The organism is Arsenicibacter sp. R0_47, from assembly GCF_057652235.1.
Window position 1 is genome coordinate 196,845 of the sequence record NZ_JBYFCJ010000005.1, and the last position, 11,973, is coordinate 208,817.

At 48.0% G+C, this 11,973-nt stretch carries 12 protein-coding genes; 4 read left to right on the forward strand and 8 right to left on the reverse strand.

What is annotated here, in order from left to right; genetic code table 11:
- Nucleotides 1-49: 49 nt before the first annotated feature.
- Entirely contained in the window at nucleotides 50-1,795 is a 1,746-nt protein-coding gene (locus tag AC23NW_RS12320; RefSeq protein WP_487449831.1) for a hypothetical protein, read from the reverse strand.
- Nucleotides 1,796-2,213: 418 nt separating this feature from the next.
- Here AC23NW_RS12320 and AC23NW_RS12325 point away from each other — a divergent pair, with 418 nt between their 5' ends.
- Together AC23NW_RS12325 and AC23NW_RS12330 are read left to right on the forward strand one after the other, a co-directional pair.
- The gene (locus AC23NW_RS12325; protein WP_293842788.1) at nucleotides 2,214-2,684 is read left to right on the forward strand and encodes a MarR family winged helix-turn-helix transcriptional regulator; all 471 of its coding nucleotides are present in this window, start codon (nucleotides 2,214-2,216) and stop codon (nucleotides 2,682-2,684) included.
- A gap of 42 nt (nucleotides 2,685-2,726) precedes the next feature.
- Nucleotides 2,727-3,344: a YceI family protein gene (locus AC23NW_RS12330; RefSeq protein WP_487449833.1), complete on the forward strand. Its 618-nt coding sequence runs from the start codon at nucleotides 2,727-2,729 to the stop codon at nucleotides 3,342-3,344.
- A 67-nt stretch (nucleotides 3,345-3,411) separates the two neighbouring features.
- On the opposite strand, the gene AC23NW_RS12335 is transcribed toward AC23NW_RS12330, so the two are convergent.
- Entirely contained in the window at nucleotides 3,412-3,858 is a 447-nt protein-coding gene (locus tag AC23NW_RS12335; RefSeq protein WP_487449835.1) for a type I restriction enzyme HsdR N-terminal domain-containing protein, read from the reverse strand.
- Nucleotides 3,859-3,918: 60 nt separating this feature from the next.
- Here AC23NW_RS12335 and AC23NW_RS12340 point away from each other — a divergent pair, with 60 nt between their 5' ends.
- Entirely contained in the window at nucleotides 3,919-4,689 is a 771-nt protein-coding gene (locus tag AC23NW_RS12340; protein ID WP_487449836.1) for an AMP nucleosidase, read from the forward strand.
- 48 nt (nucleotides 4,690-4,737) lie between these two features.
- On the opposite strand, the gene AC23NW_RS12345 is transcribed toward AC23NW_RS12340, so the two are convergent.
- Nucleotides 4,738-6,105, reverse strand: coding sequence for a tetratricopeptide repeat protein (locus AC23NW_RS12345; RefSeq protein ID WP_487449837.1), 1,368 nt, complete (start codon nucleotides 6,103-6,105; stop codon nucleotides 4,738-4,740).
- 374 nt (nucleotides 6,106-6,479) lie between these two features.
- Here AC23NW_RS12345 and AC23NW_RS12350 point away from each other — a divergent pair, with 374 nt between their 5' ends.
- A complete protein-coding gene (locus AC23NW_RS12350) occupies nucleotides 6,480-6,938 on the forward strand; it encodes an Hsp20/alpha crystallin family protein (protein ID WP_487449839.1) in 459 nt (152 codons plus the stop codon).
- A 99-nt stretch (nucleotides 6,939-7,037) separates the two neighbouring features.
- On the opposite strand, the gene AC23NW_RS12355 is transcribed toward AC23NW_RS12350, so the two are convergent.
- The 5 genes from AC23NW_RS12355 to AC23NW_RS12375 all read right to left on the reverse strand — a co-directional run bounded on the left by AC23NW_RS12355 (nucleotide 7,038) and on the right by AC23NW_RS12375 (nucleotide 11,954).
- Nucleotides 7,038-7,754, reverse strand: coding sequence for an SDR family oxidoreductase (locus tag AC23NW_RS12355; RefSeq protein WP_487449840.1), 717 nt, complete (start codon nucleotides 7,752-7,754; stop codon nucleotides 7,038-7,040).
- Between the two features lie 89 nt (nucleotides 7,755-7,843).
- Nucleotides 7,844-8,356 carry a DUF1905 domain-containing protein gene (locus AC23NW_RS12360; protein WP_487449842.1) on the reverse strand — a complete coding sequence of 171 codons (513 nt, stop codon included), beginning with the start codon at nucleotides 8,354-8,356 and terminating at the stop codon, nucleotides 7,844-7,846.
- 54 nt (nucleotides 8,357-8,410) lie between these two features.
- Nucleotides 8,411-9,517 (reverse strand): hypothetical protein, encoded by a 1,107-nt coding sequence (locus AC23NW_RS12365; RefSeq protein ID WP_487449844.1) that lies wholly within the window; start codon nucleotides 9,515-9,517, stop codon nucleotides 8,411-8,413.
- A 103-nt stretch (nucleotides 9,518-9,620) separates the two neighbouring features.
- Complete coding sequence (locus AC23NW_RS12370; RefSeq protein ID WP_487449845.1) at nucleotides 9,621-10,520, reverse strand: EamA family transporter; 900 nt, start codon at nucleotides 10,518-10,520, stop codon at nucleotides 9,621-9,623.
- A 222-nt stretch (nucleotides 10,521-10,742) separates the two neighbouring features.
- Nucleotides 10,743-11,954, reverse strand: coding sequence for a threonine synthase (locus AC23NW_RS12375; protein WP_487449846.1), 1,212 nt, complete (start codon nucleotides 11,952-11,954; stop codon nucleotides 10,743-10,745).
- Between the last annotated feature and the right edge of the window lie 19 nt (nucleotides 11,955-11,973).

Genomic DNA, 11,973 nt, shown 5'->3' on the forward strand with positions numbered 1-11,973 from the left:
AAAGGCGGAGAATAGCTTCCCCGCCTTTTGGTAAGTTATGAAAGCACTGTTATTCAGGACAAGCCGTGCCTGTTACGTCAACCTGTGCCGAGGTCTGGCAACTGCCGTTATCAATAGTTAAGGTATACGTACCCGGGTCTTTCACATCCATAGCAGATACATTATAGGTACCGGCCGAGCGGTAAACATTTGTAAATGTATAGCCATTCGGGCCTGTAAAGGTAAATTTCGGGCCAGTACCGGTTGCTGTTAACTTAACGGAGCAAGTACCGTTACCAACCGGGCTGCTGGCGAGTAAATTGGTAATGGTTGGCAGTTGATCACCGAGTGAAATGGATGCTGATGCGGTATTGCTGCACCCGCTGGTTGTAACACTGTAGGTAATTGTTGCCGGGCCCGGAGCGCCTGAACCGGGTGGTACATAATTGTTACCACTAATCGAACCCAAACCGGAAACTGAGAAGCTACCGCCAGGGGTTGCCGGTGTTAACAGCAACGGCGCTGCGCCGAAGCAATAACTGGCTGGTAAACCGGTGAATGATGGATTCGGTAGCGGAGTAAATGAAGCCGAAGCTGATGCTGTATTTGTACAGCCATTAGCATCAGTAATGAGTACACTGTAGGTATTAGCCGTTGTTATCGTAACCAGGCTGGTGCTTTGACCGGCACTTGGTGATGGGGACCAACTGTACGTGTAGCTGCCCGCTGATGACGGAACGGCTGCCAGTGTTAAGCTCTGACCCTGGCCTTGACAAGCAGTTGAGGAGGTAATACTAACTGTTGAAGCAGCTGTTGTTGAGCCGCTGAGGCCAACCGTAACCGTGGCGACTTCACCACCCGAAATGGTTAATTGGGCCGCTGATGTAACTGAGCCCGGCGTCAGCCCACTCTGGCGGCGCACGCAAACTGCCTGATTAATGGTTCCGCTTGTTGGACTAACGGTTGTGGTTGATGCATAACCGGTTGTCGGACAGGAACCACCGGAGCGGAGGGCTACTTCAAAGCCTGCCGGTGCGTTCAGACTCACTGCGCCAGTTGCATTGGTTGCCGCTAATGTGAAAGACTGCGCCGTTGACGCAGTGCTGCATGTAGCGTTTAAGCCGCTGAGGGAAGACGATGAGACAGAGATTAAAGTACCGTTGACTTTTAAGTTGTCAATATTTAATAAAGCAACGTCTGAGTTACTACTTCCACTTTTGTATCCGAATATTTTAAAAGTGACCGCTCCTGTTGTACTAATCGGAGATGATAAAGTCATTGACACCGGAGGTGGAAGGGTGAAGTTCGTTAAGTTTATAAAGGTTTGTGAAAAGCTGGTTATAGATGATAGTGTGCTTGTATAGTTATCGTAACTGGATTTCAATATCAATTCTCTGGGGCCTAAACCTAATGCGTTAGTTGCTTCAAAAGAAACAGATTTAATGCGCATGATATTGTTGGCTCCCGGTGTTACTGTGAACTCCAGATACCGGTCATTATTTGGTGTTGTGCTTTGAGTCCAGTTCTTAGTTGTTAAGAAAAAACCTGTAAAATTTACTGAAAAAAACGTGTTTAAAAAAGGCACTCCCCCTTTTACATTAGAGCCATAGGAAAAATTACTTGCTGTGACCCCAGTTACTACTGAGGCAGATGTTGGTACTAACGTATTATTTAAATTCCATCCTGCCAGATTACTCTGGGCATGTGCCTTATTGAATAAAGAAACCGTGCATAACGCTGCTAAAAAAAGCAGATGCATCCTGCATGAAAAGAAGCCTGACTGTCTAAAGCCGGATTTGAGTAAAGAAGCTGACATAACCTTAGGGATTTGGGGTGTTAAAGATGAAAAGTAAACGTGTTAAGGTACGGCTACGGCAGGGGGCGTGATTAGAGAAAAGAGTTGATAGTCATAAACGTGTTAATATGTATCGTTACAAGTCAAGCTTTAACAATATATACTCAATAATTATTGAAAATGACCATAAAGTATACGGAATTATGTGATTCAGATACAAGTTTTATTAAGAAGAACATTTCCAAAGCAGCTTTACGAAAATCTTTGAGCAGAAAAGAACTTTTTTTGAATTAACTGTTGTTACATTTAATGTAATGACATTATATTTGCATCGTCATCAACAAATTACAACAGCAGACTGCTGGCATTGATGTATGGGTGTGCTTATTTTGTAAGTTATATCAGGTGACTTATTAACTAACCCCCGATCATAAGAACCATGTCAATTGAAACGGATATAAAACAAACTGCATTCCGCAATCCTTACCATAGGTTACTGGTAAATATCATGTTTACCAGCAATTGGATCGGGGATGGTCAGATGCAGATTCTGAAGCCGCATGGCGTTACCCTGCAACAGTACAACGTGTTGCGTATTCTGCGGGGACAATACCCTAATCCGGTCAAAGTGAGTGACATCACGGAACGGATGCTGGATAAAATGTCGAATGCTTCCCGTCTGGTCGATAAATTGCTGTTGAAGCAGCTGGCTGAACGGACAGAGTGCCCGAGTGATCGCCGGGCGGTCGATGTGGTGATAACCCAAAAAGGGCTGGACCTTCTGAACATGCTGGACGAATGCCAGGCTGGATGGGAAGATGGCCTGAAAGAGCGGTTGTCGGAAGATGAGGCCGTTGTGATCAGTGAATTGCTTGATAAACTCCGTAAGGAGTGCGACTCGAAACAATAGTTTACTTTTTTTAATAATTATAATACCTGGAAAACAATCCCTATGAAAACTCGTCAATTCATCGCTGGCCTTGCTGCCGTTGCTTTACTTGCTGGTAACTTAGCATTTATCGGCCCTGACAAAACTGCTAAGAAAGCATCTACCCTGAAGGTAGATGCGCAGAAAAGCGTATTAAACTGGAACGGTAAAAAAGTAACCGGTGAGCACTCTGGCTCGGTGAAAATCGAAAACGGTACAATCTCGGTTGATGGTACGAAACTGGTTGGCGGTACATTCCTGATCGATATGAACAGCATCACTTGTTCTGATCTGACAGATGCCGGTTATAACGCCAAGTTTATCGGCCACATGAAGTCAGAAGACTTCTTCAACACAGCGAAATACCCGACTGCGAAGTTTGAAATCACAAAGGTTACGCCTAAAGGTGGTACTAACTTCGACATTACCGGCAACATGACCATTAAAGGAATTACTAACGCCGTTACATTCCCGTCAGTTGTTAAAGTAACACCGGCTGGTCTGGAAGCGACTGGTAAAGCTACGCTGGACCGTACAAAATATGATATCCGTTATGGCTCGAAGTCATTCTTCGAAAACATCGGTGACAAAGCGATCTACGACGACTTTACCGTTGACCTGAAACTGGTTGCTACAAAGTAATCTGCTCCGGTATACATAAAAATCCCGGCTTCATTTCGGTGAAGCCGGGATTTTTTATAGCTATATGTTATGCCGGAAAAGCCGGAAAATCGTCGAGATAGGTGATGGCATTCGTTTCAAAGTCGATGGCGCAGCAGTAATGTACGTTACCGTTGGTGATCACCAGAAACGGGGCTTTATGGATCAGGTTGTACCGGCCGATCTGATCAAAGACAGCCTGATTGATCGGAATATGAGGCGCCTTGCATTCGACCAGCAGAAATGGGTTTCCCTGACGGTCAAATGTCACCAGATCGGTGCGTTTTTGCAGCTTATTCAGCATGAGTCCCCCTTCGCACCGGATTAGCGCTTTGGGGTACCGGTAATGACTGATTAACAGGTTGATAACATGCTGACGAACCCACTCTTCGGGTGTTAACCGGATATGCTTACGCCGAAGTTGATCAAATATGTAAGGTTTCCCGTCAATCTGCTTAAGTTTGCAGTCAAAGGAAGGTAAATTAATGTCGTACATGTAACGAAGATACGACGAAAGCGTCAGTTTCCTGCCTCAACACTAACGTCAGATTAATCTATGAAGTCAAAAGAGGAAATCGTAAACAATTGGCTGCCAAGGTATACCGGTACACCAATTGATCAGTTCGGCGAGTACATTCTGCTCGTCAACTTCATCAACTATGTCGAAATGTTCGCGAAAAAGTTTGATGTCGAAATCTACGGAATGGGCCGTGCCATGCAAACGGCAACGGCAAATAATATAACGATCATTAACTTCGGGATGGGCAGCCCGATGGCGGCCACGGTTATGGATCTGCTGACAGCCGTGAATCCGAAAGCAGTCCTGTTTCTGGGAAAATGCGGCGGGCTGAAAAAGACCCAGATCGGGGATCTTGTCCTGCCGATTGCGGCCATTCGCGGCGATGGTACCAGTAATGATTACATGCGGCCGGAAATTCCGGCACTGCCTTCGTTCCGGTTACAGCGCGCCGTATCGTCAATGATTAAAAAGCACGAATTAGATTACTGGACAGGAACGGTATATACCACGAACCGCCGTATCTGGGAACACGATGAAGTGTTTAAAGATTACCTGCGCGAAATCAGGGCGATGGCCATTGATATGGAGACGGCGACAGTTTTTACGGTAGGGTTTGCTAATTCAATACCGCACGGGGCATTATTGCTGGTATCGGATAACCCGATGGTGCCGGAAGGGGTAAAAACGGAAGAAAGTGATAAGCGGGTGACGACTAACTTTGTCGATAAACACCTCGAAATCGGAATCGACTCACTGAAGGAGTTAGGGTCTTCGGGCGAATCGGTTAAACACCTTCGGTTTGAATAAGAAACTGAGGTTAGCGGGCTTAATGCCCCGCTAACCCCGTTGCCGGTATTAGTTACAATATTCGCTGATTACCTTATAAGCCGGTGTATAGCCCAGCTCGCCTGCTTTCGACAGATCAAAACAGCCTCCGTTTTCGTCTCCCAGCGTGTGTTTGATAATGCCGCGCACATAATAGGCTTCACCATAGCGCGGATTCAGCTTGATCGCGCTGTTACAATCCAGAATAGCTCCTTTCTGATCGCCTTGCTGTGACTTAATTAATCCCCGGGTAAAATACGATTCGGAGTAGGTCGGGTTGAGCTCAATGGCTTTATTGAGGTCCAGAATTGCATTTTTCGGATCGCCCTGCTTGCTGCGGGTAATACCGCGGCTAAAATACGCTTCTGAACGCTCCGGTGACAGATCGTTAATTTTATTCCGCTCCTGCACGATATTCCGGAGATTATCCAGAATAGGGCGCGTGATTTTTCCGGAATAATATACTTTCCCGTCAGCATTGGCATTATTCAGTTCAATTGCCTTGTTAAAATCAGCCAGCGCTGATTTCTGGTCGCCGAGTTTACTATGGCAGAAGCCGCGCCCGTAATAGTACTTGTAATTGGCATTGTCGGCAGCAACGGCCCGGTCAAAATCAGCGATTGCCGTTTTATAGTCTTCCAGCTTGCTGTGGGCAAAACCACGGTAGTAGAACGATTCGGCATCATTGCTGTTGAGTTCAAGTGCTTTGTTCAGATCCTGAATGGCACCCGTAAAATCGTTCAGCTTCACCCGTGACATACCGCGGGCGGCGTAGGCCTGCGAACGTTTCGGGTTCAGTTCGGCGACTTTCGTAAAATCGGCCAGACTACCCGGATAGTCATCGAGCTTTTGTTTGGTGATACCACGCGCAAACAGAGCGTTGATATTGCCCGGATCGAGCTCGATGGTTTTGCTGAAATCCTGAAGGGCACCCCGGTATTGTTCCAGGTAGCTCCGGCTGATACCACGGTTATAGTAACCCTGCGGATCATTCGGGTTCAGTTCGATGGCCCGGCTATAGTCGAGCAAAGCGGCCCGGTGGTCGTCCTGCTTGCTCTTACTGACACCCCGGCTTAGAAACGCCAGTGCATCTTTCGGGTTGAGGTCAATTGCTTTGTCATAATCCAGAATAGCGCCCCGGTGGTCTTTCAGGTTTGCTTTAGCCAACCCGCGGTTGTAGTAGCTGGCGGCATTATCGGGATTCATCGTAATGGCCATGCTGAAAGCCTGCAGGGCCCCGGTAAAGTCATTGGCTTTGCTTTTGGTAATGCCGCTTTCAAAATAATCAGCAGCTGTTTGCTGGGCGTTAACCGTCTCAGGTAAGACAGACAGGCATAATCCTGTGCAGAAAAGTATCCGGAAAGAGACCTTCGCCAGCGGTTGAAAAACGTGCTTCATTGAGCTAATAGATGGTTTCTGGTAGCACAGAGTGGTAAATGAAAAGTTAAAATTAGCCCTATTAGCTACGCTTACCAAGCTAAAATCCGTCAAAATTTAGGAAGTGGCAGTTAACTTTCACCCATTCTGTAAAGTAAAACGTATCAACTTTAAACGTTGGAGACTGGTTATCTGATGTATTGTTGAGCGAAATAGTCCCTATTTATGCGCTGTGCTGTCAATATAACCACCAATTATTCGGTCGAATATGACAATATGGCGGTTTATTGGTGCGATTTTCCTGTTTTTATGTCATTATGGCGGTGTTTTAGCTTTGGTACATCATTTGCAAATCAGCTAGTCAAACACATAAGAACTAAAAAACAAGAAATACAATGGCAACGCTAATTCGCTCAAACCAGGTACCAACAATTTTTGATCAGTTATTCAATCAGGAAATCAACCGTCTGGCTAAACACCCTGTGTTTGCCCAGCCTGTTATCTCGCGTTACCAGAAAGGTGGTTCTGTTCCGGCCGTAAACGTAAAGGAATCAGCAGAGGCATATACTCTGGAAGTCGCGGCTCCGGGATTGGTTAAGGAGCAATTCTCCGTTAAAGTAGACAACAATATCCTGACACTGGCCTATGCTCCGGCAGAAACCGATGCAGACGTGAAGCAGGAGAAATATACACATAAGGAGTTCACTACCGGCAGCTTTACCCGCTCGTTCCGTTTGCCTAAACATGTAAATGCAGATGCCATTCAGGCTACGTACACAAATGGTATCCTGACGGTTTCTGTGCCGAAGGTAGCTGAACAGAAGCCTGAGCCAAAACAAATTCAGATTGCATAATGTAGTACGGAATGCAATTCCGTCCTGCAATTAATAAAACGGAATAGCATTCCGTACTAACAAAAAATCCCGTCAGTGTCTGACGGGATTTTTTGTGTTTTATTTTCCGCCGGGGCGGGTAGGGCGAACCTCAATTTTGGAGGGCAGCGTACGGGCCGGCATATTAATAAGATCGGAGACGAGTTGCCCGATATCCTCCGGCTGGATTTTCCAGGCATCTTTGTCATTCGGCTCGTGGTTGTTAAAATAAGTAGCCACGGAGCCAGGCATGATGGTCGTTACCTTAATACCTTCGCTGCGCAGGTCAAGCATGACGGCCTGCGTGAAGCCCACCAAACCGAATTTGCTGGCATTGTAGGCCGACCCTTTTTCGAAAAAGTTGGTACCTGCCAGACTGGCGATGGTGATAAAATAACCTTCTGATGATTTTAGTGCTTCCAGCGTTGTTTTGGCCGTATAAAAAACACCCGTCAGGTTAATATCAATGGTTTCATGCCATTGTTCCGGCGTAAGCTCCTGAATTGATGCGAAATGGCCTACGCCCGCGTTGGCAATGACATAATCGATACGGCCCCATTTTTCGAGAATGGTATCGACCGCTTTTTGTTGGGAGGCAAAATCACGCACATCGGCTTCGAGGCCAAGCGCCGAACCCGGTCTGATGGCGTTGAGTGCTGCGGCGGCCGCATCTGCACTGTCCTGTGAGCGGCTGGTGATCGCCACGTTGATGCCTTCTTTTATCAATACCTCGGCAATTCCGTAACCAATCCCCTTGGAACCACCGGTTATAAATGCCGTTTTACTAACGTCTGCCATAATTTTTGTTGCTGAGAAAGATAGTACTGACCGGGCAAGTGCGCCGGTCAGAAACGTAACTCCCCGCCAGACCGGAAAGTTTCGGGTCTTCAGGAAGCATCCTTGCCCTTAAAATGGCGGAGTGTTTCGCCGAAATCCATTTTTTGGGTCATGCCCATGATGGCCTGCGTGATCCGTTTGGCTTTTGTGCCTGGTGTTTTGGCCGACTCAATCCAGCGGGTATAATACTTCTGGTGACTGCCCGGCAGCTTGTCGAAGTAGGCTTTGGCTTCCGGAGCGTCTTCCAGACACGCCAGTAAATCGGCGGATAGCTGCACTGCTGACTCATCAAGGGCCAGCGTAACCGTTACTTTAGCACCGGCTTCCTTCCGTAAGGCTTTCCGCATGGTAGTATTGACGGCCAGAATAAAATCACCCTCACCCATCGGCACCAGAGCGATCTGGTTGAGGGTATATTGATCAATGGACCCTTTGACGCGGAATGACGTACGGGTACCGGGGTTAAGCTGTTCAGCCATTGACGTGGTAATCTCAATATATGTCCAGCCCGATTTTTCGCCTTTTGCTCCGAACTTAAGCAGTTCTGTCTGAAACGTTATCATGCACAAAGCACGTTTGTTTCCGGCAAGTTACTGACTTAGGCTGACATGTGCATGTCAGTAGTAATTATGAAAATCATGCCAGTTGAGAAAGGTGATTTTATTGCCTCGGATAAGCAAGCAGGCTATTTCGCGATTTCCACCTATTCCGTAAAAGTCCAGATTGATCAGATAGGCATCGCCGTAGCGGGTTGTGGCCGGGTTGTGGGTGTAGAGTGCATTGTTGAATAAGGGATGTACAATAGTAAAGGTCTGGTCGGATAGCGCAGCTAAACACGTAATGCCCTGAATATGTAGTAGGTAATAAATTGTTCGATTATATTCTATTCCGCCAAAAAGCTGCAGTCCCGTGAATTTGAAGGTGACCGGAAGTTTTTTAAATATTGCTTTTTGGTTATTCGACGCCCTCTCAAGTGTCCATTCTGCCAAAGTGCGCGGATCTGCGATCAGTTGTTGCAGACCCGTACCGACCATGTGTCCGGAGTTAGCCAGAACAACGTAACCCTCCGGTTCTTTCCTCACCCAGACCGCATCAGCAAAATCAGTGTAATAGGTTTTGCCGGAATGTTTGTCGAAAAAGTACAGGAAACCGCCAAATTCACCCCTGCTCAGATTATACACAATAAAATCATGATCCTCGAATAGTTTGGGTCTGTCGTTCATTGGGACTGACTTATTGTACGGTTGCCAGCCTTTGTGCTCCTCAAACTGCCAGTACTTGCCATTCGATAATGCGGTTAACTGTCCGTCGATCAGCCAATGACGCTCAAAGTTTTTTGTGTTCAGGTGTCTTTCAAGTGATTTATTCCTTTGCCAGGTATCGGGGTCATAACAGGCAAACTTTCCTGGTGCAAAGAGTGCCACAAGCTGTTTATGGTACAAAACAGAATAACATAGCGGAAATTTTTCGTGGCTGAACGGATTACGTTCAAGCCGTCTTCTGAGTTGCAAAGGCAAAACAGCGTCAGCCAGTTGTATGCTGAACTTTTCGGCTTTCATCAGCACGGGCAGCTGTGCCGAATCCCGCCTGAACGGCCTTAACGAAGTGAACGTGTTAATAAGCTTTTCAAATGAGCTGTCAGGGCGAAATTCTTTTGTGGACTGAGCAGATAAAGAGAGCGATGTGAAAAATAAGGCTATCGCCGGGAGGATCGTTATTTTCATACTTGTGAATGGTTGGACTGATATCGTGTATTGCCGTAAATATATGTGCTGTGATTCACACCTGCTAAAGGATATGTAAAAGCAGGTGTGAAACCAGCATACCTTACTCAGCCGTTACCGGCTTTACCTTCCTGACGCGGTACAGATTCATGGCGATGATTGCCCCAAGCATGATAACAATGCCAGTCAGCTGCGTGTTAGTCAGCTGTTCGCCCAACAGAAAATGGGCGGTAATGACCGCTACCGGTAGTTCGGCTGTCATCAGAATACCACTGATACCGGCACCGACGTGGGGAATACCTTTGGCAAACAGCACCGGCGGAATCACCGTTCCGAACAGGGCCAGAAACAAAGCCCATTGGCCAAGGGCAAGGCCAGGATGGCTTTCGGCAGCGAGTGACGGGAGATTAACCAGTGCAATGGCCAGGGCCGAGCCGGTCATGATCCATGCACTTTTCGTCAGATTCGGTATGTTTTTCCCCGCCCGGCTGTTTGCGACAACATAACCTGCGTACAGCACAGAGGCCAGTAATACATAAAAAACGCCGGTCCACGAAAACTGTATATCGGTATTTTCCACAAGATTGCCGGCTAAAACAGTACCACCGATAATAACAGCCGAGATTCCTGTTTCCATCAGTGACGGCCTTTTCCGGAAGAAGATCCAGTCGAGCAGGATCCCCATCCATGTAAACTGCATCAGCAGGACAATAGCGAGGGATGCCGGTATGTAATGAACCGAAAGGTAATAGTAAAAGGTAGCCAGGCCAATAGTTGCTCCGGTACCCAACAAAGCCAGTATTTGCGCTATACCCATGGACCGTACCGGAAAGCCGGGTGAGGTGATACGGGCCAGCAACCAGAGCAGTATGGCACCGGTAAAGGCTTGCGAAAAGGAAATTTCAGCCGGCGTATAGCCCTGCTGATAAGCGATCTTGACAAAAGAAGACAGGATGCCGAAGCTGACCGCACCGGCTAACACCATGAAGATATATTTAGTCATAAAAAGGATTGTCTGGCTGAATTGCATATAAAACGGGCAATCGGCTAAACAACCTGACTGACTGGCTTTACGGCACAAAAGGTGTGTGCCCGAAATCACATCCGGTTGTTTAGCTTAGCAGCTGACCGGCGGAGGCAGAATTGTATACGTGAATGGATGCATGATGGTTCAGGTTTCCTGCGAAGCTACTAAAAATAGGGAATACCGCGCAATAAGGAGCCGTTATGTGGTCTGGAAGGAACGTAAATTATCAAGGTATTTCTGGCCGTTGCCGGTGTTGAGTAAAAGTATTTTCTCCGTTGGCAGCAGCCAGCCGCGCTGAACCAGCTGGCGGGCAGCGGCCCATAAGGCGGCTCCTTCAGGGGCAACAAAAATTCCTTCCGTTTTGCCGATTTCCCGCACACTGTCAACCATGTCTGATTCCGGAATGCCAAGTGTCACGCCCTGTGATTCGTGTAGCACATTCAGCATCAGCGGCTCGCCAATGGGGCGGGGGACGGCCAGCCCGTTTGCCAGCGTTGGTTTACCGGTATACTGCTTTGCATTTTGTTGTCTGCCGAGCCATGTATCCACCAACGGCTGGCAGTTTTCAGCCTGAACGGCCACCATGCGCGGGAGCCGGGCACTGGCCGTTAACCAGCCCAGTTGCTGCATCTCATGGAAGGCTTTCCAGATGCCGATCAGCCCGGTTCCGCCCCCTGCCGGATACAGAATTACATCCGGTAACTGCCAGCTAAGCTGTTCGGCAATTTCGTAGCCCATGGTCTTTTTTCCCTCAATCCGGTATGGCTCTTTGAGCGTCGACACGTCGAGCCACTGTTTATTGGCGTTAAGCTGTTGAACGATGGCCGCACAGTCGTTAATGAGCCCGTCGATCAGGTGTACGTCGGCACCATACCAGTAACATTCTTCCTGAAACGCTTTCGGCGTGTGCCGGGGCATAACAACGGTGGCTTTTATACCGGCTTTGGCGCAGTAGGCCGCCATGGCCACACCGGCATTCCCCGCCGTCGGGATAATACACCCCTCGACGCCATATTCATGCGCTTTAGAAATGGCCATGCTCAGGCCGCGCGCTTTAAATGAGCCGGTCGGATTCTTGCCTTCATCTTTCAGCCACAGTTCCGGAAAGCCGTGGGCCGCGCCGAGCCGGTTGAGCCGGAGCATGGGCGTAAAGCCTTCGCCGAGGCTGATGATATGCACCGGATTATGCACGGGTAAAACTTCCTGATACCGCCACATAGTGCCTTCGCGGTGGCGGAGTATCTGCTTGTCCAGCCCGCCGGAAAGGGTATACTGCGCGAGCAGCGGCATGTTACAACAGGGAGACAGTGTATGTAAAACAGCCGCTGTATAGGGCTTCCGGCAAGCGGAACAGGTCAGGTGGCTGAACCGGCTATGGGTCGGCGATGAAGTAGGTAAAGCAGCAGTCATGCCCCAAAAGACCGCACAA